Below are 26,326 nucleotides of genomic sequence, written 5' to 3' on the forward strand. Positions count from 1 at the left end.
AAGGGGGAAAGGGGGTTAAACTCTCTCGGATCGATGGCTTCACCACTAAGGAAATATTTATACTTAAATAGTATAAAAGAATGATTCTTCTTGAGCGGAGAGAAAACGAAATTGGCCGGGCCCCTACCTGGCCTTTTTCATTTTAAAAATCTGTAAATTAGCAGTATGAAAGTATCAGAGTTGATAAAGGAACTAAAGAAACTTCCACAAGATAAGGAAGTAGGTTTGTTGTACGATGGAGAGGTCAGACTGAATGCAGGTGTGGTATATGAAAGCAACGGCGGCAAAATCGTTATTGCAGATTGCAACGAAGTGGTGTACTCTGACTTGAGCAGGCCTATTGGGGCCCCATCTGCCAAAGATAGGAGTTATTGGTATACGCCTCCTGAGCAATTGAAAGAAAACGCCTAAGCCTCGCCCCGGAACTATAAAAATTGAAACCCTGTCCACCGACACTGTAAACCATAGAAAAAGTAAACAAAATTTAGACTTTACCACGCTATAAAATATCGATATTTGGTATATTTATCGAGAAGCTATATATTTGTATTATGGCAAAGACCGTCGGATCAGGCAAAAATTGGGACGCTGAATTTAAGCAGGTGCTTGATAGGATATGTGAGGGAGAATCCTTGCGAAGTATCTTTCGCAATAATCCGCCTGTCAAATGGAAAAAGTTCTATGATCTGATAAATAGCGACCTTAATAAAGCACAACAATACGCATATGCTGCCAATGTTAGGGCAGAAATGATGTTTGAGGAAATACTCAGCATTGCCGACGATAGCACCAACGACGTAGTTCTTGACGAGGACGGTATACCCAGGGTCAATAACGAAGTGATAAACCGGTCACGTCTCAGGATCGACGCCAGAAAATGGATGCTTGGCAAGATGAACCCTAAAAAGTTCTCTGATAAAATCATCAATGAGCACGCAGGTGAAGACGGCAAACCCATAGCCCACAAGCACGAAGTAATATTCAAGCACATGAATGGAAACGATTAGCCAAACCTTCAACGCGTGCTTCGAGCCTGTCTTTTTCTCAAAGGACAGGCATATCCATATTTGGGGAGGCCGCGGCCGCGGAGGATCTCACTTTGGTACTGATTATTTCCTTTTCAAAATAATGCAGCCTGATTACTTCCGGGGCTGCTTCATGCGGCACGTCTTCGGGGATATCCGCAATAGCCTTTGGAAGGACTTCAAAGACAGGATAGAGGAAAACGGCATCGATGAATCGCTATTCGACTTTAACGAAAGCCTGATGACGGCCACCTACAGGCCAACGGGAAACAGTATTATCTCAAAAGGCTTCAGGAAATCCAGCGGCACACATAGCGCAAAGATGAAGTCTTTGGCGGGCATGACCCATGTGCTGATAGAAGAAGCCGAGGAATGCAGCGAAGAAGAATTTAACCAGCTGGACGACACACTAAGAACCGTCAAGGTCGATACCATCCAGATTATTTGCCTGTTTAACCCTCCATCAAAAAACCACTGGCTGATCAGGCGATTCTACAATCTGACAGAAAGCGAGTACAAAGGGTATTATACAGCGGAGAAGAAACAAATCGACGGATTTACCAGCATACACACCACCTACAGGGATAATATTTCCAACATGAACCGGACTACCGTAGAAAAGTTCATGGCGTATGGAAACCCAAGCAGCCATTTATACAATCCGGATCATTATTATACGATGGTAGAGGGCCTCGTATCAGAAGGCGCAAAGGGCCGCATTTTCCGGGATTGGAAGTTCATCAAGTCCATGCCCGATGAAGGATACGATATGTATTACGGTCTTGACTTCGGTTATTCCAGCGATCCGGTCGCCCTGGTTGAAATACAGGAGCATAACAATAAGGCCTATGCCCGCGAACTAATCTACATGGCTGGCCTGACCAATCCCGAACTTTCGCGCCTTATGGAAGATATCGGCGTAGATAAATCATTATGCATCTACGCCGATAGTGCAGAGCCAAAAAGTATTCAAGAACTTCAGGATCTCGGATGGTTTGTGGAACCGGCATTGAAAGGAACCGATAGCGTAAACGCTGGGATAAAATACATTCAGTCAAAGATTGTGCATTTGACCGAAGACAGCCCCAACGCAGCACTTGAATATCAGGAATACAAATGGGCGCTTGACAAGGAAAAGAACCCGACTGACAGGGCAGAAGATAAGAACAACCATTTCATGGATGCTTTCAGGTACGGACTTTATACGCATTCACACCGGTCATACGAATACTATATAGGATGAACATATTAAAAAAATTAGTCCGGCAGTTCAGCGGGCAGCCTGCACCGGAAGGGGGCAACCTGCTAAACCAGATCCTTTACGCATATATGGGGAACGGCGGCATTGTGTGGTATAATGAGGATAAGAGGGTATTCGTAAGGACGGGCTACCAAATGAACGCCGATGTATATTCGATCATATCCTCTATTATCGGAAAGACCATTCTTGCGCCCCCTGTGGTTTACAGGATAGTTGACGAAAAAGCCCTGGCAGGGTACAAGGGGCTGAAAAACAATCAAGACCCATTCATCAGAACAAAGGCAAATGCCTTCCGTAAGAAGGCCCTTGAAGAAATCAGCGACACGGAACTTGAAGCAAGACTGCTCAATCCCAATGAAAACCAAAGCTGGCAGGAATTTGCTGGAAATACAGTAGGATTTCATCTTCTCACCGGGGAGTATATGTGGTACATGCAGCAGCCTGGGGAGGATAGCATTAACGCAGGCAAACCGGTAGCAATGTACAATATGCCACCTCAATATGTCCAGCAGGTAGCGGGCACCTGGCAACAGCCGGTCCAGGGGTATAAAATGAGCATCGGAAACTTAACAATTGAAATCCCGGCTGATCAGGTAATACATGTCGCCGACTTCAATCCGGAGTATGATTTGTACGGAGGGCATTTAAGAGGGCAGTCGCCGCTCAGAGCAGCGATAAAAACCGTCCAGCAGAATAACGAGGGTATCCAGTCCCTTGCTTCAGCCTTTTGTAATTCAGGAGCCGCGGGGTTTGTATTCAATGAAGGGCCCGATGCTGGATCTCCAAAGAGTATTGAATACATGTCACAGCTCCAAGCGAAGATCGATAAAGAAATTGCCGGTTCCAGGAACAGAGGCAGGATATTCGCCACAAACGGAAAAATAGGCTGGCATCAGATTGGCATGTCACCGGTGGACCTTAATATCATAGACAGCCTGAAATATGACCGACAAACGCTTTGCAATGTATATCATTGGCCCTCGATTCTCATGGGCGACCGGGCGAATGCAGCGCAAAGCAATTACCAAGAAGCCAGAAAAGCGGGAATAACCGATGCGGTTTTACCAGAGCTGGACAAGCTGGCGTTAGGAATCAACAAACACCTTGTGCCGCTGTACGGGAAAGGCCTTTATGTGGGATTCAATACCGACGTATACGAAGAACTGCAGGAGGACCTTAAGAAATTATCGGAATGGCTGAAAGAAAGCGACTGGCTGACGTATGATGAAAAGCGCGAGGCAATGGGTTATGAGGAATTAGGATTACCCGGGATGGACGAGCCCTTAATGCCCACAAGCAAGATGCTTTTAAGCCAAGCTATGACACCAATCCCTGAGCCTGATCCATCGGGAGAAAACGACGCATATGATAACGCACAGCCAAATAGAGCGTAGGATATTCCCTATCATCAGGCGTGGCCTCAGGCACCAGGTAGCGCCGGTTCTTCAAGCGATTGAGGAACGAGGACCGGAGTATGCTAATAGTCAGCTAAACAGGTTGGTAAAAATAGATCCTATTTATCTGGCATTCAATGACTTTTACCCGAAAATGCTTATCTTAGTAGCGCGGAATCAGTACAATGATTTGGAGCGTAAAAAGGACCTGATCCCTGAATGGATAGTTGATGCCTGGAACCAGTTTGCTGCCATGTATCTGCTTACAGATATTTTCACGCGCATGGCATCGATTACAGAAACAACCAGGCGGAGGGTAGCAAGGGTTATACTGGATGAAGGTGAGGGGCAGAACATTTTAAACAGGTCGTCAACCAGTGGTCCTGTACGCGGTGAAGCCATTACAGGAATAAATAGGAGAAGGGGAGCTCCGATTACATTGGGTGAGGCAGAAAAGCAAAACATTTTAAGCAAATTATCTGCTCGTGATTTTATCGATCCCCATGCCTTAACAATAGCAAGGACTGAGGCCACAACAATTTTGAACACTGGCGTGGAACAAGGGGCTTCTGGATACGGGAGGGCGAATGAGGTCACCATTTGGCATGGATGGATACCAATGGAAGATGATAGGACACGCCCAGCTCACTTTGCTATGCGGGATGTGCGCCCTATTCCACTCGGTGACAGGTTCGAAGTAGGAGGGGAGCTATTAAGATACCCGGGAGATCCAGAAGGAAGCCCGGGGAACACGATCAACTGCAGATGCAGACAGCTTATAGCAACAGAGCAGGAGGTAATAAAACGATACGGGATAGATTACGTGGAATCATTTTCTAATGTATTAATTTAACACTATTTATTATGGCACTTTCACTCAAGGTAAACAGCGACACGGTTTTTATAAACAATGTCCGTTTCAAAAAGAACAGCATAGTTGGTAACAAGATAAACGGGAGATGGGTGTTAAGAGGTGTTCCTCTTGATGAGGTTTCTCCAATAACATTCTACGGCAGCACGATAAACGAGGAAACAGGGGATTTTTTCGGATCTGAAGCCGAACTTGATGCTTGGTTGCAAGCGAATGCCCTGGCTCCCGATGACGGAGGTGATATTGGAATACCCAATGGATCAATTACTGAAATCATGCTGGATCCCGCCGTAGTGACGAAGCTCGATAATAAGGTTTTGAAGGCCGGCGACACTATGACAGGGCCAATTCTGTTTTCAGACCCAAATAACAGAAGTAAGTTAATTCTTACCAAATATCCAACCGGAACCGGGCACAACAACGCGCCTACTACATTTGACTTGGCTTCGGTTTACCTGCATTTGGGAGGAACCGAATACAATACCAATTCATACCGTCTCATCGGTTTCGGATATCGGCATTCCGAGGATTCAAGCCACGCTGCAGCAGTAATGGGTTACCAGGAAACAAGTGGATCTGGTAGCGACATGGGAAAGCTCCTTTTTGCGACCAGAAACGTAACGACCGATACTGCGCCTACGGTTCGTCTAACTATAGAAACTAACGGAGAAATTACGGCACAGGCTGGAGCGAAATTCGTAGGCGATGGCTCTGGGATCACCGGACTTACCGCTGCTCAAATTCCGGCTATCCCGCAAACCGGCGTAACAGGGCTTCCTGCCGCACTCACGGCAAAAGCAAATGTAGCATCCCCGACCTTTACAGGAACGGTAGTATTGCCTGCAACAACTTCTATAGGCCCGGTTACCAATACGCAGTTAGGTTATTTGGCTGGCGTTACAAGCGCAATACAAACGCAGATAAATGCAAAGTTGACTGCCGCTCAGGGAGCGGCCCAGGCGGATAGCACAGCAAATGATATAGCAGGATTGGTGGCAGATTTCAATGCACTGCTTGCAAAATTAAGGGCGGCCAATATAATCGCAACGTAATATGGTGGCATTACTGGCATTATTAACATTCTTGATAGGACTTGGGATAGGGTATAATGTCGGGAGGTCCGAACAGCCCCCAAAACGGCAGGAACCCGAAATACATCCTATGAAATACCACGAGATGGATTTGCCTATTAAAAAAATAAACGTCAACTGATGCTTGAGTTTATAGGGGATCTATCGAGGCGAGACGCGGAGGTATTGAAAGAACTGGCTCAAACTCATTCGCTCATTGTAGAATTTGGCTCAGGAGGCAGTACGCAAATACTTGGACATTACTCCCAGGGACATGTTACCAGCTATGAGACAAACGAGTATTGGATCAGCAAAACCAAGAAACATTTGGTATCCCTGAATATCGAAAACGTATATATAAAACACTTTAATTCGATAAATGATTTGTCCATTCCTGAGCATGATTTGCTATTTATAGACGGATTTAGGGAAATGCGTATATCCTTCGCCAACAAGGCATTGGAAACTAATAAGGGAATAATCGCATTTCACGATACCCGCAAGCGCATGTATACCGAAAAGATAGTGCCTTTCGTTCATCTGTATTGGAATAAGATACGGCGAATTGACGTCAATTATCGGGATAGCAATATTACCCTCCTTCATATGAGGGAAGTACCGTTGGCGTATGAGGATTGGAACAAGGTAGAAGGAAGAACCAGGCAACAGATCGGCATTGCATGAAGGCAATTTACACCTGCATATTGAATGGGTACGATACCCTTAAAGAGCCCTGCTTTATTCAACCCGGGTTTGATTATATCTGTTTTACCGATAATCCGGAACTTACCTCAAAGGTCTGGAAATTCAGGCCCGCAAAAGGCGACGTATTTACTCAAAGGGATATCAAGATAAGGCCGCATCATTATTTGCACGAATACGAACAAACCGTTTGGGTTGATGGCAGCCATGAGTTAAGAAAGGATCTTTCGCCGGTACTGAAGCCCGGCTTTCATTTATCGGCGCATCCGTCCAGAGTTTGTGTATATGATGAATGCCAGGCTGTCCTACGCTCCGGGAAAGCTCAGCCCCTCAAAGTACAAAGGCAAAAAGATGCGCTTATCCATGACAGGGTTCGGCGCAAAGAGGGCCTTTGGGAAACTGGGTTTATGATACGCGATAAGTCTGAAGCCGTCGTATTGCTATGCGAGCAGTGGGCCTTCCTTACCGCAAAGTTTACCCATAGAGATCAATTGAGCCTCCCCCACGCTGTGCATCTAACCGGAATAAGACCGAATAGTTTACCAGCCCATGTAGCAAGATCCTTCTTTCATATTTTCTCTCACAATCAGCCAACAAAAACAATGAAGGCGAAAGTTCATTACATGACCATCTGGGACACGGATAAGAACTTTGGTAAGTGCATCAATGATTTCTGCAAGCACATTCCGGAACATGATTGGATATGCGTACGAGATGGGGACAGCATGTTCCTGACGTCGCATTGGGGAAAGCAAATAGAAGATATTGTCAACGGTTCGGGGCAGAACTATACTTTAATGGGATGCATGACCAATCGTCTTGTATCTCCGCATCAGTGCATTGAAGGGATGTTCGACGAGCGGGATATCGTAAAGCATTACGAAATGGCCCTCGAGCTTGAGCTTACCAGGTACGGACAAGTAGAAAACAATAACGGAAGCGTTGCCGGGCTGCTTATGCTGTTTAGTAAGGCAACCTGGAATAAGGTTAAGTTTCGGGAAAAGGCTCTCGGTTTTGACAGTCATTTCACGAATGATTGCAGGAGAATAGGGAAGGTAGGCCTCATGACCGGGGTATACGTATTTCATAATTTCCGTATCTGGTCTGACACACCAAAATCCAGCGTTCAACATTTAGTGTGATTTAATTTTTGTTTTTATCGAAAATAGGTATATTTGCTAAGGAAATTATCGATTTAAGGTAATTTTGAATACTTACAGCCGTGATGGCAGAATGGTATTTATTATGCTAAGAAAAGCTATTTCAGAGGGATTCGCTGACGTTGATGCCAAACAAGGCATTGTCGTGGGGGTGTTCTCTCACTTCGGCAGCAAAGACAGCGATGGCGATATTGTCCAAAAAGGAGCATTCAATAAATCAGTAAAAGAGCGAGGCCCGGAAGGTGCGGATCTTATAGCTCTGCTCATGGATCACGATAAAAAGAAAGCAGCAGGCCGGGTAAATCGTATTTGGGAGGACAACGAAAGAGCTTACTACGAGGGGAAAGCTGGGAGGCACACCAACGGCCGCGACTTTCTTTACATGGCAGAGGATGGCATAATTAAAAATCACAGTTTCGGCTACCGAATAATTAAAGAAAATAAAGGAAGGGATGCTAATTACCTCACCGAAATAGCGTTACTCGAAATAAGCCCCTTACAATTCCTCGGGGCAAACAGCAATACCCCTATGCTTGGCGTGAAGTCATTGACTGATATAGTCGATGATCTTGACCTGCTTGAAAAAGCACTGAAGCGGGGTAATTATACCGATGAGACCTACCTAATCATAGAAAGCAAAGTAAAATCACTTTATAGCTCACTAAAGCCGGATGCTTCCACTTTAGCCGATGACGAAGTGATAAATCACATTCATAAGTCATTCAAATTAAATTAAAGATGGAAGTAAAAGAAATAAAGGACGCCATTGATCTTGCAGCCAAGGAGCTGAAAGAGGGCGTAAAGGGCGCTGGCGATAAAGCCGAAAAAGCATTGCAGGAAGCCGCAAAGGCCCTGTCAGAAATGGAAGGCAAAGCCGAAAAGGCAGAAATCGAAGCCTTAAAAGCAGAAGCTTTGAAGCTGAAGGATGAATTTACTGAAAGCCTGAAAAAGGAAATCAAGGTAATTCAGGATCAGCACGACAAGTTATCTGCAAAGGTGAAAGAAGCTGATTTCGGCAAAGCAATTCACGGAATGCGCCGGAAAGCCTTGGGGGATATGATCGCCGAGGGACTGGAAAAGAACGCCGAGTTAATTGAAAAGAAGGCTGCGGCTCGCACCAACTTTGAAATACCGATGGAGACCAAAGCTGTTGCTACGGTAGCTGATTCTGTGGCTCCCGATTTTCAGCCCATTCAGTCGGCCCCGCATGAGTTTTTCCACATGCGCAGCATTATCCCTGTTTCTCCAACAGTTTCAAACGCCATTCGCTACGTGCGCATGACGATTGGGTCTGAAGGCAACACGATCAATACGGTGGCTGAGGGTGCGCTGAAGCCTGAACTGAACTATACGCCTACTGTAGAAACTGCAAATGTATACAAGGTTGCAGGTCACCTTACGGTAACAGACGAGTTCCTGGAAGATATCGTTGGTAGCCGCGACTGGCTGGCTTCTGAACTGCCGCAGGCGCTGTTTGACGTTGAGGATGAAAAGATCCTGAAAGGAACCGGAGTAGGAGATATCGAAGGTCTTTACACGATTGCGACGCCGTTATCGCTGCCTTCTGGATCGGTAACAGCTGCATCAAATGTATGGGACAAGCTGGCTGCTGCTCTTGCCCAGGAACGCAGGCTCAAACGCCAGGCAACCGGCATAATTGTATCCCCGGAGGATTACATGGAACTGCTGATCAACAAGGGTTCCAATGGCATGTACACCTATCCTGCAATTTGGGGTGCTGTCGCTCTGAACGTTGCCGGGGTTCCGGTGTACCAAACCAGCTCATTGCTTCAGGGTGAAGCCTTGGTAGGTGACTTCTCTCGCGGAACCAGGATATTCCAAAGGATGGGGCCTGTAGTTCGGTATGCGTTTGAGCACGCCAATAACTTCACGTCCAACCTGGTAACTGTGCTGGTAGAGGAACGCATTGCCCTCCCTATCTACTTCCCTGACAGCTTTATCAGCGTGGACCTTTCTGCTGGTACTGCTTAATTGATTGGTTTAGGTCGTTCACTTAGGGTCCGGTGTAAAAGCCGGGCCCTTAATTAAAAAGCCATGAAAGTAGTAACAATCAAAGGGTTTAGGGATTATTCGTGGGGTAACACTTTCCGGTATCCTGGGGATGAATTTGAAGTAGATGCCATACGAGGCAATGCTTTGAAAAAAGCAGGTTTCGTAAACATCCTCCCCGCTTCCGAACCACTGATTAAGGAAGAAAAAGAGGAAACGGTAACAAAGGAATACAAACCGAAGCGCAAAACTAAAAAGGCATGATCTTCAGCACCGAGGACGGCGATAATTTCATTTACAACCGGGTGACATGGAAAGGCTGCAACTCCGGAACATATGGAATGCAGCTGGAGCCAGTTTCAGAAACCGGAAATGAACCGCTTTCCCTGGATGAAGTTAAGGAGAAGCTGAATATTGACTATACGGATTGGGATGCGGTATTAAGCAAATTGATCCGATCTGCTCGACAAAGGGCAGAAAAGTTCATGAACCGTTCTTTGAGGCCGCAAGTATTTAAGGTAAGCTGGCAACATACCTCCGGTTTTGTGGAGCTGCCTTATTCGCCTATCGGTTCAATTGTTTCGGTGGTCGATAAAGACGGTAATACACTTGCCTACAAGAGCGATCACCAGGGCCGCATCGATGTGCCTAAAGGCGCTATCATCACCTACAACGCGGGCGATTGGGGAACGCTGGGGGTTCCAGAAAGCGTAAAAACGGGACTGATAAAAGATATTTCAAGCTGCTTCGAATACAACGAGAACATGATTGTAGGGTATTCTGAAAACCCAATAGGTTTTAACATGGAGTACTACTACGAAGGACATTCTAAAAACCTTTGGCTGTGAATAAGACTACACGCGTACATGCGGGTCAGTTCAACAGGATAGGGGAGTTCTTTGATTACCCTGATGTTCCAGATGGGTACGGTGGAACGGTTCCAGGCCCAAGAGCCCTGCTGCTCCGGACAAAAGTAGGGGTTACGCCGCTAAGCGGCCAGCCTACATTTCATGCGCTGGAGATTGGAATGACCAATCCATACGAAGTGGTAATGCGAACAAGGGCAGGTTTCGAGCCCACAGTTAAGCAAGAGATTGAAATTGACGGTAACAAGTACTCGATCAAAAAGATAGTAGACGTGAATTACCGGCAGCGAGTAGCAATTCTTTGGGCAGACAGATTTAGCGATTCAGTATGATAATAACATTCAAGGTAAAGCACAAGGGGTCATTCGACAAAAGGCTAACAAATATGGTAGCTGGCGCTCAAACTATACTTTCAAATACTGGAAAGGCGGTAGAGCGGAAAGCCAACAGCAGGAAGCCGGACTTTGTGAACATACTGAGGAATGAAATAATTACCAAAGATGCAGCCAGGGTAAATATTGCGGTTCAGACCAGGGAGGACGACATGCATGCGTACTATGAGTTTCATACCGGAGCCGCAGCAAAAGCATACCTGGCAAGTGCGGATCCAGAAGTAAGGCGCATCGCCAGGACGTATTTCAAGACCGGTCGCGGCACATTAAGGGGACAGCCGTATTTCTACCCGTCTTTTTTCGAGGAAGCGATCAGGTACATTGAAAAGTTGAAGAAGTATGTTCGAGCACGCGCATAATATCAGAAAGGCGTATATAGATGCGCTGGCTGCACTACAGGTGGATGCTATAACCGTCCCAGTGTACGACGAGTTTTTGCGCGGTACGCCGCCTATTATCCGGGAGGCCAAATGCTACGTGATTGTAAGGGATCAACAGTCTGTAGAGGTTACAAATACAAAGTGCGGGCAGAAGCAGGAATGCTTTATCACGCTAGACGTGGTGACTGTTTTCCCAAAGAATAAGGGGGGCAAGCTTTTAAGCGAGCTTATTTCCAATGGCATTCTACAGCTTGTAAATGTATTCCGGGGACAACTTCAGATAGCGGGCGGATACAATGTAAGGACGAGAAAGCAATTGTCTGTGTCAATAATAGAGGACACAGTTATTAATTCAACATTTAGAAACGTGTTAACATTTAGCAACTTAATAACATAGTGTTATGGCAAACGAAGTTTATTTACCAGGCGAAAACCTCCTGTTGTGGATATGGGACAATACGGAAGCGATTCCTGCATGGGAACCGGCCGCGTGTTTAACGTCCAATTCGCTGACCGATAATTGGAGTTTCTCCGAGCAGCGAAACAAATGTAATCCCGGACAAACAGTTCGCACCCAAACAGGGCACAATTATGAGGTTGGATTTGAGTTGGAGTTCATTAATACGGAGCCCGATGGTGATACTGCTCGTCAGTCTTATAACTCTTTACGAAAGAAGGCGATAGCGGGCACTATTGACTGGAAGTTCGCTGGCCCAGATGGTCAGGCGGTGCAAGGACTTCTCTATTCGGGAACTGCTTACATGTCTAACCTGGCACTTACCGCACCGGCCGGAGACGAAGTAGTGACCGCATCCGGAACCTTACTTGGCGTTGGTGACGTGACCGAAGGCGATATTCACGCAAGCACGGTATAATGGACGGAAGGATCAAATTACAGCTTAACGGCAAAGAGATCGGCTTTACGTTCGGTCTTCGGGTAATAGAAGATGCTTGCCTGGATAACGACATCGATTTTATGTCAGTAGCCGCGGGGGACGCGAAAGAAGGCAAGCGGTTCGAATCGGTTTCCAACATGATCACTATGGCCTACTACGCTGCAATTCTTGATTGCAAGATAGAGGGGATACGTCCAGATTTTACAGAAGCCGATTTCCTGCTATGGACAAACACGGATATGAAGTTCGTGGCCGAGTTCAGAAAGTTCGCCGAAGAATGCCTGATGCGAAATGTCCCGAAGGCTGATCTTTCAAAAAAAAAGCCGAAAAAGGCGACTGGAACAAAGACGTAATAGGCTTTGCTGTGGGAGAACTCGGGATGAGGCTTTGGGATGTGTGGTGCATGACATGGGCTGAGTTCGTGATAAAGAAACAGGGGTGGTTCAGGGAGCAGGATAGACGGTTTGACGAAGTTCGGTTATTATCCTGGCATTCGATGATCGCTCCGTCCCACGACCCTAAGAAGCTGCCAAAGACCTTTGATCAGTTCATGACAGGAATCAGGAACCGGGCAAATGAAAGCCAGATAGAGGCCCTAAGAAAGGCGAGAGAAGAATATAACAAGAAACGCAATGCCAACAAGGATTGATGCGGAATTAGGGCTAAATGCCAAAAAGTTTATCTCCGGAATGGAGCAAGCTACTTCTGCGTTGGAGGCATTCAAATCAAAGGCTGACTTCGCTGGCAGCAGGGTAGCTATTTCCATAAGAAAAGCCTCTGAGGAAGCGAGTAAAGGTGCCAGGGAAATAAAAACAGAATTTTCCGATAGCGCTCAGGAGGTTGCGGCGGCTTTAAAAAGATCGGGGGCCGTTAGTGAGAATTGGTCGCAAGGCGTTACATCCGACATGCAGGCCGCCTCTAAAGCATTTTCTGACACATCTGCCAAGGTGGCTACATCACTTGATAGGGCATCAAAAAGCCTTAGAGGCGGATTCGGAAGGGGGGTTATACATCCTTCCATGTACGCCGATTTGCGGTTAATGGACAGAAGCCTGCAAAACATATCGCTTGAAGCCACCCATGCGGGAAACGCAATACAGCAATCGGTAGGACGAAAAAGCGTGGCTGCCTTTAATGGTGGGTCAAATGCAGCTCTATCATTTTCTCAGATAATTCAGGACGCGCCCTACGGTATCCGAGGGGTGGCGAATAACATAACCCAATTAACTACAAACCTGGGATACATGGCAGCCAGCGCAAAGGCTGCGGGCATATCAATGAAATCAGCCCTGCTTGGAAGCCTCGCTAATCCGGCAACGCTTGCTATATTGGGCGTTAGCGTCCTAACCACTGGTTTGCAACTATTTTCAGATAGGGCGGCAAAGGCAAAAAAGAAAACAGACGAATTAGGCGCGTCCGTCAAAGGGTTGGCTGATTTTCTTAGAGAAAGCGAAGGAAGCGCCCAGGCCGAGATCATAGCACTTACTACACTGCGGAAAATTGCGGAAGATGAAACACAAACCCGAAAGGATAGGATTGCGGCCGTTAACGAAATGCGGGACAAATACCCGACGCTATTAAAAAACTTCTCTGACGAGGAAGTAATCGCAGGAGAAGCAGCAACCGCTTACGGGAAACTGGCTGCCGCCATAACTGCCGCATCGACCGCTAGGGCCTACCAGGATGCGGCTATCGATGTGGCTAAAAGGAGATTACAAACGGAAGCAAGCCTAGCGCAAACTATAGAGGACAGGTACAAGGCGGAACGAGATCTGGCTAATCTGCAACCTGCTGGAGGCGATACGCAAGCTGCGGGTGTTAACCTGTATGATATAACTAGGCGAAAGGACCTAGAAGAACAGATAGCTAATTTCAAGAAGTCGGAAGCAGCTTACGCAAAACAGCTTAACCAGGAATCCAGGCAACAAATACAATACGGAAACCAGGCTTATGAAGCCCTAAAGAAAGCGGACGGGGCAATACAAAACTTCCTCGGTGATGGAAAGGGTGCCAAAAGCGAGACCAGAAAGGAGTTAGAGGCCATAGATGCATCATTTTGGCGGCTAGAGAAAGGGATTACAGATATATACGCTATGTCCGTAGGCACACGCATGGCGGCCGGCCTTGTGAATATCAGTCAGCAGGTTCAAGGAGTGGCGGCAGCGATTGCCCCAACATATACAGCTCAAGGCGAGATGTTGGCCGCGGCATTCAATGAAGGGTTTTCCGAAATACTGAGATATGGCATAGAGGACGGAATAGGTTCAGTGGCCGCGGCGCTAGGGGAAGCCCTAGTGAATGGCGGCAATGTAGTGAACGCGGCGGGAGGTGCGCTACTAGGGGCGTTAGGTGGCGTACTGGTGGATCTAGGCAAAATGGCGATAGCGGTCGGTATTGGACTTGAATCCATCAAGACAGCCCTCAAGTCGCTACACCCAGCCGTTGCAATTGGGGCAGGAGTAGCATTAGTGGCTCTCGGGTCCGCATTCGCCGCGAAATCAAGAAGCCTGTCTGGCACCATCGGGAATAGCGGAGGCGGCGCGTCCTCAGGTAGCACCGGATCGAGCACCACAACCATATCCCCCGCTAATACAAGTGGAATAGCCGGAACAGTAGTATTTGAAATTGCTGGCCGATCACTTGTAGGCATACTGAAACGAGAAGCACAGCACGGAAACAGAATAACCCCATAATGGCACTGGCATTACAATATTTTATGGAGTTTGATCCGGAATGCCGGTTAGATATTTACTCGGAAGGGTTTGCGGGAGATGTTACGGAACTCATTGGTGCTGGTGATAATCCTGTTGAATACGACAGTCCCGAAGTAGACGATCCTTATGAATGCCTCCGAGGGGGGAGTTTAAACGTGCGCTTTTTAGCCACACTCGACACACCCGCCGATACCCTTTACGCGGAAGATGAAAAATATTACTACGTCGAATTTAAAATAGGCGGCGTTCTTCAGTTCAAGGGGTATGCAATTCCTGATGGCGTCCTGCAATCCTTTGTTTTAAATGAATGGGAAACCGCCTTCCAGGTAATTGACGGACTTTCGATGCTTGAAAACTACGAGTATTCCCAGGAAATTGGCGTTACCGCGGGTGGCAACTATCTTCTTAAAGATATTGTTTGCGCATGCCTTTCCCCGTTGACTTTCCCTAGTGATAGCGTTTACATCGCGGCCGATATTGAGTACCTGGGCGCGCCGGATGGAATTGACAATTTTGACTGGATCCGGGTATCGAACGAAAGGTACTTGCAAGCTGATCAGGATACGCCGATGGACTGTAAAGCGGTCCTGCAATCGATACTGGAACCGTTCGGCCTCATTATCGTGCAATATCTTGGCCATTGGTATGTATTCAGCCCCGGGGGCCGCATGCTGCAATCATCCGACCCTATCAAGTTTTATCGATACGCCGTTGTTAACGGTTTATTCATGGAATCGATAGAACTAAACCCAAACAAGATACTTGCCCCGGAATGGGCCGAAATAAAAGATTTCTACCATGTTAACGCCAATCAGGAGCTCTCTACAGCAAGAGCTGTAAAGATTACGCGCATGCGATATGAACTCGGCGTAAGGGTAAATATACTCACCAATCCAACCTTTCTGCTGGAACTAGCGGCAGAGCCCCCCGGATGGACTGTGGAAGCCGATTTAATAGACTTCACATTTCTTGACCCTGGACTTGTCATTCGGCACGTGGAAGGATCGGGAAGGAATCCAGTTATCGCCTCTGACCCTCTTGCCATTACAGCAGAAAACGGAGGTTTGACGCTTGATATGCACGTCTTAGGATCGTCAGCTAACCAGGTGCCTTTTTATGTCGTATACGGTATCCAGGTAGGCCCTAATTGGTATAACGGAACGACCGGGCAATGGGAGGGCGTTTCTCATTTAAATAAAACCCCGATAGGAAGCAATGCAGGAAGAACAATAGAACTTAAAACCACTATGCCTCCCGTAGCCGGGGATCTGCAAATCAGGCTGTATGAGCCCGAAATAATTAACTCTGCCTTTGATGCTGATATTCAGCTAATATTTACCAAAGTAACCGTTTCCCAGGGAATAGATACCGGACTAAGAGCATGGATCTACAGGCACGAGAACGAAGGGAATATACTGGAAATACCTGATGCTAAAACGGTATTTAATGGCGACAGTGACGCCTCGTTGCTGGGATCCCTGTATGAAAATGACGGGGTGACCCCAACGCAAGGGATTGAGCTGGGAAACAAATGGATAGGGGACCCGGTGACAAACAATCCTCTGTTCCCCTCCACGCTCGAGCTTTTGGACGTAATAGCCGTACGCATAGGGTATTCCCTGAGAAGCCGCCAGTACGTATACGAAGGGGACGTTTTTGGGGTCGTCCCCTATTTCAGCGCGATAACTATTGACGGGATCCAAGACAAGTTTTTTGTTACAGGGCTTACCATAAACTACGCGAAGCAGATTTCAACTATCAAGTTAAACCAGCTGCACAGCGGCATGATAGACGTCCCAACGGCGGCGGCAAGTGTGACCAAGGAACCAGAGTATCAAAACACAATTAAACCCGTGATAAATGGCTGATCTGATCAAGGGCGATGAGGTATTATTTTTCATTCAAGTGGACGGGGATTTTGTCCCTGTTGCCTGTCTGACAAGTAGCGATTTGCCTGAGACGACAGACGCAATGGAAACCACTGTACGGGGAAATAACGGATGGAGGAGCTATACACCATCTGTCCAGGATTACACAGTCTCTATCGCCGGGGTAATTGAACGGTCATCGTCGTTCAGCTACGTGTTCCTACAGGGCCTCAAAAGAAACCAAATAGTTTTCATCTGGAGAATGGCTACCAGCGGGAGCGAAATACTGGATGAGGGGTCAGCATTCATTACCTCATTGACCCTGAGTGCACCGGCCGGAGATATTGTGAGCTTTTCAGCTACGCTAACCCCTGGCGTAGGAGGGATAAAGGATGTTATGGTATGGAGCCAGGACGGAGATAATGTAGTTACTCAAAACGGAACAAATTTAACACAGCTATGATATGGCACTTGAACTCATTAAAATAAGCGATTTTCCTGATTCCGGACCTCTGTCAGATACTGACCTTCTGGTAATCGGACTTCCTGACGGCACAGGAGCAAAAATAGATATTGCGTCTGCCAGAGCATTTTTAGGAATCAGTGTGGTAGAAGGAATTGCAGAGCAAAGCACCGATCCGGTTGGTCCAACGGTAGGTGAAACATACTTCGCCGGAGTAGGAACATTCACAAACTTCCTGGACGTAAACGGCGACCCTATAACAACTACAGAAAACCTAAACGTTCTCACCTACAACGGAACGTTCTGGGACGTGCTTCCGGTTCCCATAACTGTAGATTTGAGTGGGTATGCAACAACAGGCGCACTGGATCTTATCGACAACGAAAAGCCGAACGTAGTCTCGGCGACCCACAACATAGCCGACAAGGATGCTTTTCAGGAAGGTTATGCTATCAGTTCAGTAAATGGAGAGCCTATTGTGGCGGCAAATTTCATGATTACAGGTGTGATCAGAGTAACACCTGGTCAAACCTATACACGAAGCTGTGATAATACGTATGCGGTAGATACGGCTAATATCCACATTTACGATATAAATATGGCTTGGCTTGGAATTACGCCAGCCGCCGCGACGTTTACTGTGCCCTCAAACGGCTATTATTTCCGGCAGAACATCGCCGTCAGCACCGGAACATGGGACCTGGCGCGAGATTCATACCAGCTGCAAACCGGCAGTGTAGCTACACCCTACCAGGAGTTTTATCCAATTGCAGAATACCAGGGGACCGATGTAGTGGCTAAGAGAATACTCAATGGAGAGATTTTAGGCGATGTGTCCAAGCCGAACAGCCCCGCCCGGCAGATGGATTTACCAACCCTTGAAATGGAAAAGCCTGGGAATAAATTTGATCCATCGACAATGATACTGGCAGATGCTTTTGTGTCGGTTGCTGAAGGGCATGGAATTGCAGATGCAGTAGGGTGGAAAACCATGTATAACATGCCTATTCAGCCGGGACTGACTTATACAATCTCCGGTTGGAACAGCGCCCAGCAGGCTATGGCCATAATAAAAGGCACAAACCCGCGCCCTCCCGCAGATTCCCCTGACTATATCCTTAGCGGCAGGGCCTCTGATATAGGATTTGTAAAACTTGATGGTAAGTGCACGTTTTTAGCTCCCCCCGAATCTACCTTCTTGGCCTGTACTATCAGGAGTGCAACGGAATCGGACAGCCTTTTCGACGAGTTTATGGTAGAAGCGGGAAAGGAAGCTTCGCCTTATGAGCCTTACGACCCCAACACGCCCGAGGAAATATACGGCATAAGCGGCCATCCTTTAAGGTCCGCAACGGCTGAGGCCACGACCCCCGAAACTGATCTACGCGCCTTCGTGTCAGCTACTCAGTTTTACGTTCGCATCCCATTTAACAATAGCTATGACCTTCTTCATATATGGGACAGGTCCAATAACAACGGGGTGGCTAATACAAATAGCGTATACCGCATCGATAAATCCTTGCCTGACGGGGAAAGCCTGCTTGCAAATACAGACGGTCTTATTCACGATGTGAACGACAATATCAGCCCTATGATGCTGGATACCATCATAACAACTACAGGAAACCACGGTATAGCCAGCGTAAAGGTGACTGCAGCGGCGCACGGGAAAGATGCACAGGATCTGTTTTCAGTATGGCAGTCGAGCGCCCTTGAATGGATCTTGGTTGAAGTTATCGACGTAAACACACTTCGGTTTTTTGGTAAGTCCTATGCCGGAACAAACGGGGATGTTATCCCCAGGTCAATGGGCAGCAACACAATCACCCACGTTTCAGGGGCGACCCATACAGGAACGATCACCGCAACTCAGCGGCTGACTGAAGAAATATTCCCTTCGGTAAAATCGGTGACCCAGGAATTACTTGTGGACGGTAAACCGGCAAGCGCAGGTATTAATTACGGCAATATTTTCTCTCTTAAAGAAATTCAGGAAATAGGCGATTTCCGTCAGCCAGTACTGTCCGCTCCCTTCGAGCCATCGAGCGGCCCCACTATGATAACGAGGTCAATCGTTTACTCCTACGATAAAACCAATTCCCTTTATGTTGACGAGGTAATAAATTTTGTTATCGACTGGTATTTGCTCCGCATTGGATTTCTCCAGGCCCAGAAGTTTACTCCTGGAACCGATGCGACCGTTAAGAATATGGCTTACATGCCCAACTCCAATAACGCGGTAGCAAACGGCAACAATATAAATTTCAGAGCGCCTTTCGACTTATCAAGTCCGTTAGGGGGTGCAAATGATGTATACTTTGGGTCAAGCGTACCGGCAAATAACCCCAATGTTACTGTTGTGGAGGATGTTGATAAGCCTGTGCAGAGGATGGTTCAGCTACTGGAAACTGCCGGGGGAGAACGGAAGTACGGGTATGCGCATGGCTATTTCTATGAAACCGGAAGCACCAAAGCGTCCTTAAGAAAGAGTTATGCCGAACAGTGGGACCTGAGGAACAATACAGCAAAAAGTTATCCCCGCGGCCTTTATGAGTTAGCGCCCAACGAAGGCGTTTACCACGGCATGGCTTACCATCAATATTTTGATCCCAGCATAAACGAAAACGCTGTCGTATACTGGCACAAAGAGGGGCAAAGCTGGATTGTGTACATCGATTATCATGCGGATGTTGTAAAAGACACGGTTTCGCTTCCTCAGTACCTCTCAGGCCTTTCGATTACCGAAGTGGATAAGATTGGCATTACAATAAACAGCGGGGATATTGTCCCCTTATCCGGTATCAACCTGACCTCTGTTACGGCAAATGGATATGCCTATGCAGTATTGAAACTTACATGATACATGACAACCTCCGAACATAAAAAACTCATCTTCGATACCTGCCTGGAATACGGGGTAGAAGATACTTTGCAGATTGCCTACGTGCTTGCCACAGCAGGACTTGAAAGCGGTTACGGGCGTTCAATGGTAGAGAAGTACAACGGTGAACCGGAGGCGTATTTTGAAGGCCGCTACGGCGCGGGAACACGTGTAGGGAAGCAGCTTGGAAATACGCTGCCAGGGGATGGCGCAAAGTTCAGGGGTCGGGGATACGTTCAGATCACCGGAAGGTATAACTACGATCGGTTTGCAAAAATAACGGGGGTGGACTTGATCCGGTTCCCGGAGAAAGCCGCAACTCCTGAAATAGCCGTTAAAATTCTGGTGCTCGGAATGCGAGACGGGCTATTCACCGGAAAGAAACTTTCTGACTACCTGGTAACAATGGGCGCATGCAACCTTGAGCAGGCCCGCAAGATCGTCAACCCAGGCGAAGGGACCCGCAGGATAGAAGAATTTGAAAAGGAGTTTGATAATTCTGTTGCTTACATAAACTCTATGCCATGAAAGACCGCATGTTTACAAAAATCCTGGGCTTTGCCTTTCTGGTAGGGGCTTCCGGCTTCATATTCAACTACGTGCACGAGGTGACCTTTGAACCGGTTTCGCCGGATTCGAAGGAGTTCCTTAACCTGATACTTGGCTTCCTGCTCGGGCTGCTGCCCTCAGTCATAAATATTGTTTTCGGTAAATCTGAAGAAGATGGAAAAATTAAGTCCGATTCTGGAAAAGATCCTGGATAAGAGTACGACAATCGCCGTACTGCTTATTGCCGCATGGGTCCTGTGGGGCAAAATGAATACCGTGGAAGCGGAAATTCGCACCTACATGGCCGACGACCGGCAAAAGATGATTCAGGCGATGGACGAAAGTACCAGGGCTATGAGGGATTGCGCCCGCGCGATTGATAGAAGCTCACTAATAATTGATCAGCTTAACGATATTCGATGAAATGGAAGTCTTCATATTTTGCGTTTGCTATGCTATTTTTATGGTGCTCGCTTTCTTTGGGGTGCGGTACGAAAAAAAAGGTAGTGACAACAACAACCCTGGATAGCGCCTACGATTCAAAGTTCCTTGCCAGGGATTACCAGGCGAATGTTTCCACAAGTGTCGTCACCGAAAACACTACAGTTGATTTCAGCGAGTTTAAAGCCGTACAAACGCTTTACGACACGGCCGGCCGAAAGACCCAGGAAACGATAATTGAAGGGCGCAGGGATAAGAGAACGGCACACAAAGCCGATTCCGCGGCCCGGGACAGTTCCCACACTAAGGAAACTGCCCGGATCGATTCGGGAAGCGTTCAAAAGGAAGCGGTTATAAAGAACAAGGATTCCGACAGTACACTATTGCGGAACATCGGCACCCGGGCAATGATCATCATGTTTGCGATTGCTATAGGGGCGTTCTTTCTCTATAAGTGGATCAGAGGTTAACGCTCGCCCGGCACGGCCTACTACGAGGCATCAAGCCCCTCAGCATGCTTCCGCGCAGCCTCAATCATAAACTGCATATCCTCATAGGTAAATATCCCCGGCTTTTGTTCGTCGAAATGCCAGCCGTCAAGCATCTTGTGAATAGCCCCCAAATATTTTTTATCCAGGTAGACATGATAAGATAGTCTCGCTGCCTGAACGGGCGCAATGACGACTTCTTTAGTCACGTCCCCGAAGGAGACTTTTAAGACGATGTCTTTCATGATGAAAAACCCGGCCACAAATGCAACCGGGTTTAAGGTGCCCCACAAAACTACTTTACTCAAATTTACCTACTCCGGGGAAGAAAAGCAATCACTTTCTTAGAGCTACAGGTTTTGAAGCGGCACGAGAACTTCAGGGACGTTCGTATCGAGCCTGGTATTTGTTACCCCGTCCATGACGCGGTACGCCTCCAAAGTGTGATCCAGCTGCGGCGTTTCCATCAGCTTTGCCATTTCTTCCTTTGTGAGATCCGGTAATAACCACGCTTCGGCTTTTTCATCATCCAGGATCAACGGCATTCTGTTTTTACCGTTGTGAACATGGGCCATTAACGGACTTGCCTCGGTCGTGACAATCGAAAAGGTATTCGTATCTCCCCACCTCGACCAGACGCATCCCAGATACATTATTTCCCCCTCTTTTGGCCGGACGTGCCAACTTTCGTTTTGCTTCCTGTAGTCTACTTCGTGCGGCTCAAAGAACCCGGTTGTTACAAGGAGGCAGCGGTTGCGCCAGTAGGAACGATAAGTTGGTTTTTCAAACAGTTCTTCGGCCCGGGCATTCAGTGTATTCGCCTTGAATGTCGCGGGATCCTTTACCCATCCAGGAAGGAACGACCAGCGGTACATTCGCAGCTCCCTGGGTGCCTCGGTTGACACCACCGGGAGAAGCGGTTTGTTAAATCCCGATACCTCATAATACGACTTGTACAGTTCCCTGTGTTCCGGGGGAAACTGCAGGCTGGTTTGTCTTTCCAGCAGCTGATAATTGGGGGTCTTTATGCTGATGTTATTACACATAGTTCCTTTAATTCTTCATCCGTTAGCCACCTCAGGGCATCTCCTATTGAAAGGGCCTGATCTTCCTCGAGGGGCAAGGAATAAACAAAATCATCAAGATCTAGTTCTGTTTTCTCCGGGAAATAAAAATTGTTCCCGTGGCCGTTCATACGCCCGGAAACAAGCATCGTATACCCTTCCTCCTGGAGCCGCCGCAGCAGCTTAATAGTTGCTATCTCTACCACGGTCGAATATAGTAAATTTCAATTATCAGTCATCTGCACAAATACATGCTCAAAATGCGGGAGCGTAGCTAATTTAATTACTAAAATAATTAGTTTTGCTAAATGTATATCGGGCTCGAAAAGAAAATAGAAATGGCGCGTTCGGCTAAGTGTTGGATCTATTACGCCCCTACTAAAAAGTGGTATACACCGGAGGAGGCCCTGGAAGCATTCAAGCGGTGGGAGCCGATGAAGCGCAGGAAACTCCTGGGAGAGGATCATCTGGAAGACTTTAAAGTGATCGACCCAAAGGCCGGGCTTCGTGATCGTATCAAGGTGCTGAACAAGATATCTGAGGAGATAGAAGTATTTGCTAACCGGATAATGGAGTATTATAGGTAGGCGGCCAATGGGGCTGCGGCGCGAAAGGGTTACCCCTCCTGTGATTGCTGAAGGGCCTTGTTTGCGGCCGCAGCAACAACTCGTGCCACGGTGTTTGATTCAAATCTGGCACAATAAGCCTCTATCTTTTCAAGCTCGGTTCTCATACGGTCGTATTTCAATTTAAGGGTAGTGTATGGGTCACGCACACCAAATCCGGTTTTCCCTTCTACTCCCATTATTACATGTTTCTTGCTCATAGTTCCTTATTTTAAAGTACTTTCCAAATACCTGTACCTATCGGCATCCTGCTGTGTCCAACCTTGCTCATTTCGCTTCTGAAGCAGGTATTCCATTTCTTCGATGGTTTCCCGGTCGGCTTTGTCTTTGTCTATACTGCTCATTTTTCCTTATTTAAGTTTTTACCCCGTTTCCTTAATTAGGGAGTGGGGTTGTTTGGGTCGTAACCGGCTTCTTTAAGCACTTGCCTGGCTGTTTCAATAACCGGATGGTGCTGCCCCGGTAGTGCTGTCTGTAGCCACATTATATCTGCAAGATGTATAAGGTTATCAAGGGCCCTCCCGATACGTTCCCTTTCCTCTTGTCTGGCCTGATCTGCGTATTCTTGCATGAGCTCATCTATATCGGAATAATTGATATTGATATGGTCCAATCCGGTCCTATCTGGATTAATCCAAAATCTCTCTATTAATAGTTCTTCTGCTGTTTTTATTGTAATTTTATTATTGGTTTTCGATATTGCACATTCCGGGCACCATACATCCGATATGCCGCCGATCATAGGCACTTCTTTCCCGCATCCCTTGCATGGAGTGGTGTGTTTTGCTGAGGTTGTCATATTCGTTTAAATAAGTATGAGTTGGGTCCAAATGTCTTATCCTGGGCGTCGTGCCATTGATCACTATACATGAGCGTCGTATCGTTGCCTCTGCTTCCGTTTAGCTTACATGCCAATGTGCTATAATTCATACCCACTGACCTTGCGGCATCTCTTAATGATGGGTAAATATGGCCGCTCACAGTATCGATTACCGATTTGGCGGCTGGGTGCATGCCTCCGAAAACATTATGCCAGCAGTGGCCTTCCCCCATCGGAAGATTCATGAGCCCGTAATTGTAAGCATGCCGCATATTCTCTTCTGGGGTTGACCATTCGAGGTTATTTATAATTGGGTTTTGTTTGTCTCCATCTAAATGGTTAACCTGTGGCTTGTTATATGGATTACAGATAAACGCTTCCGCCACCAGTCTGTGGATTAATTTATTTCTACAACCGCCCTGATTACTCAATCTAACCGCAAAATACCCGGTAGAGCTTATAAAATGTTTCATTGGCTGCCCCCTCTGAACCCTCGTCTTTTTATTTTTCATCAATATGGGCCTTTGTTTCGATCTAACCCTCCCCATATTGGATACTTCATAAAGACCCTCATATCCTTTTATGGGACGCCATTCTTCCGGAATAAAAGAGAATGTGCCGGTTAAGTAGTTATAAGCTACATATCCGTATATGAAATTACGCATCAGTCTTCCCTCCAAGCATTTTAATCAATTGCCGAAGTTCCGTCATTGTCTTGCATCCGGGGAATGCCAAAAGCTCCCAACTAAAAGATACCCAGACATGACCGCTTACAGGCTCGCAGTAAATATTGAATCCCTTAAATTTGTTGAAAACAAAGGATCCCCGTTCTGTCCAACTCTTTGTAAACCCTTCTTCCCTTAAAGCCTGTTCGGTTATTTCTTCTTTCATGGTTAATAAATTGGTTTTGGGTATTTTTCTTTTGGTCGCCAGTGAGAAGGGTTTGTGGAATACGCGCCCTCATAAGGGCATTCCCAATATTTTCCATCTTTGTTATACCAAGCATCATATTGAGAGTTATCCTCAAAAACAGTAACAACATCATCATTCTCCGGCAACCGTTCGTCTGTTCTTATCCAGCCGTTGTTGTTATCGATACCAGAGATTAGTTTGGGCCTAAGAAACATACAATCGTCTGTAAATTCTAACTCCAATCCCTTTATATCGTGCGCCTGAACATATGGGTAAGGCGACCAACCGTTCACGTCAACTCTTTTCACTCACCTTTTCCCATTGATCCCCGTATGCTTCGCGAATTGTTTTCTGCTTTGGTGATTCCTGTTGATTTATGTTGCTCATAACTTTTTGCTTTTAATAACTATTTCATCATTATCTCCTACTTCATGGCAGTCGGGGCAGTAGTGCTTATTATCCTCCCCGCCGCCGAAGTGCCAGCCTTCTTCATCTAAGCAATCACTTAGATAGTTTTCGCAGTTATACGCTGCATACCCTTCGTTTGCGTCCGCCCATTCTTTGCCGCAGTTATCGCATTTTGCGCCGTAATATGTTACTGGGTATATCATTTCTGTTTGGTTTTAAGTAAGTCAGGATTGTCGTGGGTGTTGCCGATGATCTGGAATTGAGTTTGTTTCTCATCTTCGATATTCCCATTAACACCGCCAGAAATACCACTTTTAAGAGGGTTTACACAATAAAGAACGAGTTGCCATGCATTAAAAATCCATTCGACCGTTCCTATATAATTAGGAATATCATTGTCGAAGAACGGATAACTATCCATGGTAACAATATCCCCATCATAAATATCTACACCGTTCTTGTCTTTAAGGCCGGTGAATTGGCTCACGGTTGCGGGTTCAACTTCTCGCGCGATAAAGGAATCACGAATGTCCCATCCCACATAATCAGGTACGCGTCGCTCTAAAATCCAATGCTTGTTAATATTGATGACGGTGTTTCCTGGGCCCCGAATAGCGCCTTCACAGCAATGATAACTGCCATACGCCCATTCCCCATTATCTACTCGCTTTCCGCGAAAAAGATTTTCTCTCATGGTTTCATTCATTTATTGTGAAGGAGATAGTTTTGACGTAAGAACAGTCGTCCTCATAAGTTAATGCGTGATCTTCGCTTTCGAATATATTGCTTACTGTCAGGCTGCCGGGCGACCTATACACATTCACCCAATAGGTTACTTCACGGGGCAACATGAAAAGGTCCATAGGGTCTTCTCTTTCTAAGGTATAAACCGTTCCTTTCCGTGTCCATGCCCAAACATAGCCTTCCGATACCCCGTGAATGGGATACTGTGTGCTTTTAGCATCAAACAAATGCAGCTGCTGTACTTTTCTTCCGTTCCGTGTTACTACGGGTTCTCCGGCGAGTGCTTTTTCAAGCGAAAAATCTTTGTAATTCTTTTGCATT

The 26,326-nt window shown here is 46.8% G+C and carries 37 protein-coding genes; 27 read left to right on the forward strand and 10 right to left on the reverse strand.

The window, feature by feature from the left end; all coding sequences use genetic code 11:
* Window positions 1-165: 165 nt before the first annotated feature.
* The 26 genes from VD907_06580 to VD907_06705 all read left to right on the forward strand — a co-directional run bounded on the left by VD907_06580 (window position 166) and on the right by VD907_06705 (window position 21,413).
* Window positions 166-411: a hypothetical protein gene (locus VD907_06580; GenBank protein ID HYG84510.1), complete on the forward strand. Its 246-nt coding sequence runs from the start codon at window positions 166-168 to the stop codon at window positions 409-411.
* A gap of 140 nt (window positions 412-551) precedes the next feature.
* Window positions 552-1,007 (forward strand): hypothetical protein, encoded by a 456-nt coding sequence (locus VD907_06585; protein HYG84511.1) that lies wholly within the window; start codon window positions 552-554, stop codon window positions 1,005-1,007.
* Window positions 994-2,268: a phage terminase large subunit gene (locus VD907_06590; protein HYG84512.1), complete on the forward strand. Its 1,275-nt coding sequence runs from the start codon at window positions 994-996 to the stop codon at window positions 2,266-2,268. Before VD907_06585 ends, VD907_06590 begins: the two co-directional genes overlap by 14 nt.
* Window positions 2,265-3,680 (forward strand): phage portal protein, encoded by a 1,416-nt coding sequence (locus tag VD907_06595; GenBank protein HYG84513.1) that lies wholly within the window; start codon window positions 2,265-2,267, stop codon window positions 3,678-3,680. Before VD907_06590 ends, VD907_06595 begins: the two co-directional genes overlap by 4 nt.
* Window positions 3,652-4,533 carry a hypothetical protein gene (locus tag VD907_06600; GenBank protein ID HYG84514.1) on the forward strand — a complete coding sequence of 294 codons (882 nt, stop codon included), beginning with the start codon at window positions 3,652-3,654 and terminating at the stop codon, window positions 4,531-4,533. Before VD907_06595 ends, VD907_06600 begins: the two co-directional genes overlap by 29 nt.
* Before the next feature lie 11 nt (window positions 4,534-4,544).
* The gene (locus VD907_06605; protein HYG84515.1) at window positions 4,545-5,603 is read left to right on the forward strand and encodes a hypothetical protein; all 1,059 of its coding nucleotides are present in this window, start codon (window positions 4,545-4,547) and stop codon (window positions 5,601-5,603) included.
* A gap of 204 nt (window positions 5,604-5,807) precedes the next feature.
* Window positions 5,808-6,305: a hypothetical protein gene (locus tag VD907_06610; protein ID HYG84516.1), complete on the forward strand. Its 498-nt coding sequence runs from the start codon at window positions 5,808-5,810 to the stop codon at window positions 6,303-6,305.
* The gene (locus VD907_06615; protein HYG84517.1) at window positions 6,302-7,465 is read left to right on the forward strand and encodes a glycosyltransferase domain-containing protein; all 1,164 of its coding nucleotides are present in this window, start codon (window positions 6,302-6,304) and stop codon (window positions 7,463-7,465) included. Before VD907_06610 ends, VD907_06615 begins: the two co-directional genes overlap by 4 nt.
* A 64-nt stretch (window positions 7,466-7,529) precedes the next feature.
* Window positions 7,530-8,219, forward strand: a complete 690-nt coding sequence (locus tag VD907_06620; GenBank protein HYG84518.1) for an HK97 family phage prohead protease — start codon at window positions 7,530-7,532, stop codon at window positions 8,217-8,219.
* A 2-nt stretch (window positions 8,220-8,221) separates the two neighbouring features.
* Complete coding sequence (locus tag VD907_06625) at window positions 8,222-9,475, forward strand: phage major capsid protein (GenBank protein HYG84519.1); 1,254 nt, start codon at window positions 8,222-8,224, stop codon at window positions 9,473-9,475.
* 63 nt (window positions 9,476-9,538) lie between these two features.
* The gene (locus VD907_06630) at window positions 9,539-9,757 is read left to right on the forward strand and encodes a hypothetical protein (GenBank protein ID HYG84520.1); all 219 of its coding nucleotides are present in this window, start codon (window positions 9,539-9,541) and stop codon (window positions 9,755-9,757) included.
* Complete coding sequence (locus VD907_06635) at window positions 9,754-10,341, forward strand: head-tail connector protein (protein ID HYG84521.1); 588 nt, start codon at window positions 9,754-9,756, stop codon at window positions 10,339-10,341. The genes VD907_06630 and VD907_06635 overlap by 4 nt, the downstream gene beginning before the upstream one ends.
* A complete protein-coding gene (locus VD907_06640; protein ID HYG84522.1) occupies window positions 10,338-10,691 on the forward strand; it encodes a head-tail adaptor protein in 354 nt (117 codons plus the stop codon). The genes VD907_06635 and VD907_06640 overlap by 4 nt, the downstream gene beginning before the upstream one ends.
* The gene (locus VD907_06645) at window positions 10,688-11,110 is read left to right on the forward strand and encodes a hypothetical protein (GenBank protein ID HYG84523.1); all 423 of its coding nucleotides are present in this window, start codon (window positions 10,688-10,690) and stop codon (window positions 11,108-11,110) included. The genes VD907_06640 and VD907_06645 overlap by 4 nt, the downstream gene beginning before the upstream one ends.
* The gene (locus VD907_06650; protein HYG84524.1) at window positions 11,091-11,528 is read left to right on the forward strand and encodes a hypothetical protein; all 438 of its coding nucleotides are present in this window, start codon (window positions 11,091-11,093) and stop codon (window positions 11,526-11,528) included. Before VD907_06645 ends, VD907_06650 begins: the two co-directional genes overlap by 20 nt.
* A gap of 4 nt (window positions 11,529-11,532) precedes the next feature.
* Window positions 11,533-12,006: a hypothetical protein gene (locus tag VD907_06655; protein ID HYG84525.1), complete on the forward strand. Its 474-nt coding sequence runs from the start codon at window positions 11,533-11,535 to the stop codon at window positions 12,004-12,006.
* Window positions 12,006-12,380, forward strand: coding sequence for a hypothetical protein (locus VD907_06660; protein HYG84526.1), 375 nt, complete (start codon window positions 12,006-12,008; stop codon window positions 12,378-12,380). Before VD907_06655 ends, VD907_06660 begins: the two co-directional genes overlap by 1 nt.
* Before the next feature lie 11 nt (window positions 12,381-12,391).
* Window positions 12,392-12,676, forward strand: coding sequence for a hypothetical protein (locus VD907_06665; GenBank protein ID HYG84527.1), 285 nt, complete (start codon window positions 12,392-12,394; stop codon window positions 12,674-12,676).
* Window positions 12,660-14,720 carry a hypothetical protein gene (locus tag VD907_06670; protein ID HYG84528.1) on the forward strand — a complete coding sequence of 687 codons (2,061 nt, stop codon included), beginning with the start codon at window positions 12,660-12,662 and terminating at the stop codon, window positions 14,718-14,720. Before VD907_06665 ends, VD907_06670 begins: the two co-directional genes overlap by 17 nt.
* Window positions 14,720-16,609, forward strand: coding sequence for a hypothetical protein (locus tag VD907_06675; protein ID HYG84529.1), 1,890 nt, complete (start codon window positions 14,720-14,722; stop codon window positions 16,607-16,609). Before VD907_06670 ends, VD907_06675 begins: the two co-directional genes overlap by 1 nt.
* A complete protein-coding gene (locus VD907_06680; GenBank protein ID HYG84530.1) occupies window positions 16,602-17,072 on the forward strand; it encodes a phage tail tube protein in 471 nt (156 codons plus the stop codon). The genes VD907_06675 and VD907_06680 overlap by 8 nt, the downstream gene beginning before the upstream one ends.
* A gap of 1 nt (window position 17,073) precedes the next feature.
* Complete coding sequence (locus VD907_06685) at window positions 17,074-19,932, forward strand: hypothetical protein (protein ID HYG84531.1); 2,859 nt, start codon at window positions 17,074-17,076, stop codon at window positions 19,930-19,932.
* Window positions 19,933-19,935: 3 nt separating this feature from the next.
* Window positions 19,936-20,481 (forward strand): hypothetical protein, encoded by a 546-nt coding sequence (locus tag VD907_06690; protein HYG84532.1) that lies wholly within the window; start codon window positions 19,936-19,938, stop codon window positions 20,479-20,481.
* An 8-nt stretch (window positions 20,482-20,489) separates the two neighbouring features.
* On the forward strand, window positions 20,490-20,717 hold the full coding sequence (locus VD907_06695; protein ID HYG84533.1) for a hypothetical protein: 228 nt from the start codon (window positions 20,490-20,492) through the stop codon (window positions 20,715-20,717).
* A gap of 52 nt (window positions 20,718-20,769) precedes the next feature.
* Complete coding sequence (locus VD907_06700; protein HYG84534.1) at window positions 20,770-20,925, forward strand: hypothetical protein; 156 nt, start codon at window positions 20,770-20,772, stop codon at window positions 20,923-20,925.
* Window positions 20,922-21,413, forward strand: a complete 492-nt coding sequence (locus tag VD907_06705) for a hypothetical protein (protein ID HYG84535.1) — start codon at window positions 20,922-20,924, stop codon at window positions 21,411-21,413. The genes VD907_06700 and VD907_06705 overlap by 4 nt, the downstream gene beginning before the upstream one ends.
* A 20-nt stretch (window positions 21,414-21,433) precedes the next feature.
* Here the strand turns inward: VD907_06705 and VD907_06710 are convergent, their stop codons facing one another.
* Entirely contained in the window at window positions 21,434-21,739 is a 306-nt protein-coding gene (locus VD907_06710; GenBank protein HYG84536.1) for a hypothetical protein, read from the reverse strand.
* Window positions 21,740-21,781: 42 nt separating this feature from the next.
* The gene (locus VD907_06715) at window positions 21,782-22,477 is read right to left on the reverse strand and encodes an SOS response-associated peptidase (GenBank protein ID HYG84537.1); all 696 of its coding nucleotides are present in this window, start codon (window positions 22,475-22,477) and stop codon (window positions 21,782-21,784) included.
* Window positions 22,478-22,833: 356 nt separating this feature from the next.
* On the opposite strand from VD907_06715, the gene VD907_06720 reads away from it, so the two are divergent.
* Window positions 22,834-23,082, forward strand: a complete 249-nt coding sequence (locus tag VD907_06720) for a hypothetical protein (protein HYG84538.1) — start codon at window positions 22,834-22,836, stop codon at window positions 23,080-23,082.
* Window positions 23,083-23,111: 29 nt separating this feature from the next.
* Here VD907_06720 and VD907_06725 read toward each other — a convergent pair whose 3' ends face one another.
* The 8 genes from VD907_06725 to VD907_06760 form a co-directional block, all read right to left on the reverse strand.
* Complete coding sequence (locus VD907_06725; GenBank protein ID HYG84539.1) at window positions 23,112-23,321, reverse strand: hypothetical protein; 210 nt, start codon at window positions 23,319-23,321, stop codon at window positions 23,112-23,114.
* A 6-nt stretch (window positions 23,322-23,327) separates the two neighbouring features.
* The gene (locus VD907_06730) at window positions 23,328-23,465 is read right to left on the reverse strand and encodes a hypothetical protein (GenBank protein ID HYG84540.1); all 138 of its coding nucleotides are present in this window, start codon (window positions 23,463-23,465) and stop codon (window positions 23,328-23,330) included.
* Window positions 23,466-23,500: 35 nt separating this feature from the next.
* Window positions 23,501-23,920 (reverse strand): hypothetical protein, encoded by a 420-nt coding sequence (locus VD907_06735; protein HYG84541.1) that lies wholly within the window; start codon window positions 23,918-23,920, stop codon window positions 23,501-23,503.
* Entirely contained in the window at window positions 23,917-24,606 is a 690-nt protein-coding gene (locus VD907_06740) for an NUMOD4 domain-containing protein (protein ID HYG84542.1), read from the reverse strand. The genes VD907_06735 and VD907_06740 overlap by 4 nt, the downstream gene beginning before the upstream one ends.
* Window positions 24,607-24,834: 228 nt before the next feature.
* Window positions 24,835-25,146 carry a DUF551 domain-containing protein gene (locus VD907_06745; protein HYG84543.1) on the reverse strand — a complete coding sequence of 104 codons (312 nt, stop codon included), beginning with the start codon at window positions 25,144-25,146 and terminating at the stop codon, window positions 24,835-24,837.
* 90 nt (window positions 25,147-25,236) lie between these two features.
* The gene (locus tag VD907_06750) at window positions 25,237-25,464 is read right to left on the reverse strand and encodes a hypothetical protein (protein ID HYG84544.1); all 228 of its coding nucleotides are present in this window, start codon (window positions 25,462-25,464) and stop codon (window positions 25,237-25,239) included.
* A complete protein-coding gene (locus VD907_06755; protein HYG84545.1) occupies window positions 25,461-25,955 on the reverse strand; it encodes a YopX family protein in 495 nt (164 codons plus the stop codon). Before VD907_06755 ends, VD907_06750 begins: the two co-directional genes overlap by 4 nt.
* Before the next feature lie 4 nt (window positions 25,956-25,959).
* Window positions 25,960-26,325, reverse strand: coding sequence for a hypothetical protein (locus tag VD907_06760; GenBank protein HYG84546.1), 366 nt, complete (start codon window positions 26,323-26,325; stop codon window positions 25,960-25,962).
* Between the last annotated feature and the right edge of the window lies 1 nt (window position 26,326).

The sequence above is a fragment of the Verrucomicrobiia bacterium genome, assembly GCA_035629335.1.
In the GTDB taxonomy this organism is placed as follows: domain Bacteria; phylum Patescibacteriota; class Saccharimonadia; order Saccharimonadales; family Saccharimonadaceae; genus DASUUR01.

What these genes read in the sequence shown, in the direction of transcription:
- VD907_06580 (HYG84510.1), top strand. Translation starts at nt 166, where the DNA reads ATGAAAGTATCAGAGTTGATAAAGGAACTAAAGAAACTTCCACAAGAT.
- VD907_06585 (HYG84511.1), top strand. Translation starts at nt 552, where the DNA reads ATGGCAAAGACCGTCGGATCAGGCAAAAATTGGGACGCTGAATTTAAG.
- VD907_06590 (HYG84512.1), top strand. Translation starts at nt 994, where the DNA reads ATGGAAACGATTAGCCAAACCTTCAACGCGTGCTTCGAGCCTGTCTTT.
- VD907_06595 (HYG84513.1), top strand. Translation starts at nt 2,265, where the DNA reads ATGAACATATTAAAAAAATTAGTCCGGCAGTTCAGCGGGCAGCCTGCA.
- VD907_06600 (HYG84514.1), top strand. Translation starts at nt 3,652, where the DNA reads ATGATAACGCACAGCCAAATAGAGCGTAGGATATTCCCTATCATCAGG.
- VD907_06605 (HYG84515.1), top strand. Translation starts at nt 4,545, where the DNA reads ATGGCACTTTCACTCAAGGTAAACAGCGACACGGTTTTTATAAACAAT.
- VD907_06615 (HYG84517.1), top strand. Translation starts at nt 6,302, where the DNA reads ATGAAGGCAATTTACACCTGCATATTGAATGGGTACGATACCCTTAAA.
- VD907_06625 (HYG84519.1), top strand. Translation starts at nt 8,222, where the DNA reads ATGGAAGTAAAAGAAATAAAGGACGCCATTGATCTTGCAGCCAAGGAG.
- VD907_06630 (HYG84520.1), top strand. Translation starts at nt 9,539, where the DNA reads ATGAAAGTAGTAACAATCAAAGGGTTTAGGGATTATTCGTGGGGTAAC.
- VD907_06635 (HYG84521.1), top strand. Translation starts at nt 9,754, where the DNA reads ATGATCTTCAGCACCGAGGACGGCGATAATTTCATTTACAACCGGGTG.
- VD907_06645 (HYG84523.1), top strand. Translation starts at nt 10,688, where the DNA reads ATGATAATAACATTCAAGGTAAAGCACAAGGGGTCATTCGACAAAAGG.
- VD907_06650 (HYG84524.1), top strand. Translation starts at nt 11,091, where the DNA reads ATGTTCGAGCACGCGCATAATATCAGAAAGGCGTATATAGATGCGCTG.
- VD907_06655 (HYG84525.1), top strand. Translation starts at nt 11,533, where the DNA reads ATGGCAAACGAAGTTTATTTACCAGGCGAAAACCTCCTGTTGTGGATA.
- VD907_06660 (HYG84526.1), top strand. Translation starts at nt 12,006, where the DNA reads ATGGACGGAAGGATCAAATTACAGCTTAACGGCAAAGAGATCGGCTTT.
- VD907_06670 (HYG84528.1), top strand. Translation starts at nt 12,660, where the DNA reads ATGCCAACAAGGATTGATGCGGAATTAGGGCTAAATGCCAAAAAGTTT.
- VD907_06675 (HYG84529.1), top strand. Translation starts at nt 14,720, where the DNA reads ATGGCACTGGCATTACAATATTTTATGGAGTTTGATCCGGAATGCCGG.
- VD907_06680 (HYG84530.1), top strand. Translation starts at nt 16,602, where the DNA reads ATGGCTGATCTGATCAAGGGCGATGAGGTATTATTTTTCATTCAAGTG.
- VD907_06685 (HYG84531.1), top strand. Translation starts at nt 17,074, where the DNA reads ATGGCACTTGAACTCATTAAAATAAGCGATTTTCCTGATTCCGGACCT.
- VD907_06690 (HYG84532.1), top strand. Translation starts at nt 19,936, where the DNA reads ATGACAACCTCCGAACATAAAAAACTCATCTTCGATACCTGCCTGGAA.
- VD907_06695 (HYG84533.1), top strand. Translation starts at nt 20,490, where the DNA reads ATGTTTACAAAAATCCTGGGCTTTGCCTTTCTGGTAGGGGCTTCCGGC.
- VD907_06700 (HYG84534.1), top strand. Translation starts at nt 20,770, where the DNA reads ATGAATACCGTGGAAGCGGAAATTCGCACCTACATGGCCGACGACCGG.
- VD907_06705 (HYG84535.1), top strand. Translation starts at nt 20,922, where the DNA reads ATGAAATGGAAGTCTTCATATTTTGCGTTTGCTATGCTATTTTTATGG.
- VD907_06715 (HYG84537.1), bottom strand. Translation starts at nt 22,477, where the DNA reads ATGTGTAATAACATCAGCATAAAGACCCCCAATTATCAGCTGCTGGAA.
- VD907_06720 (HYG84538.1), top strand. Translation starts at nt 22,834, where the DNA reads ATGGCGCGTTCGGCTAAGTGTTGGATCTATTACGCCCCTACTAAAAAG.
- VD907_06725 (HYG84539.1), bottom strand. Translation starts at nt 23,321, where the DNA reads ATGAGCAAGAAACATGTAATAATGGGAGTAGAAGGGAAAACCGGATTT.
- VD907_06730 (HYG84540.1), bottom strand. Translation starts at nt 23,465, where the DNA reads ATGAGCAGTATAGACAAAGACAAAGCCGACCGGGAAACCATCGAAGAA.
- VD907_06735 (HYG84541.1), bottom strand. Translation starts at nt 23,920, where the DNA reads ATGACAACCTCAGCAAAACACACCACTCCATGCAAGGGATGCGGGAAA.
- VD907_06740 (HYG84542.1), bottom strand. Translation starts at nt 24,606, where the DNA reads ATGCGTAATTTCATATACGGATATGTAGCTTATAACTACTTAACCGGC.
- VD907_06750 (HYG84544.1), bottom strand. Translation starts at nt 25,464, where the DNA reads ATGATATACCCAGTAACATATTACGGCGCAAAATGCGATAACTGCGGC.
- VD907_06755 (HYG84545.1), bottom strand. Translation starts at nt 25,955, where the DNA reads ATGAGAGAAAATCTTTTTCGCGGAAAGCGAGTAGATAATGGGGAATGG.
- VD907_06760 (HYG84546.1), bottom strand. Translation starts at nt 26,325, where the DNA reads ATGCAAAAGAATTACAAAGATTTTTCGCTTGAAAAAGCACTCGCCGGA.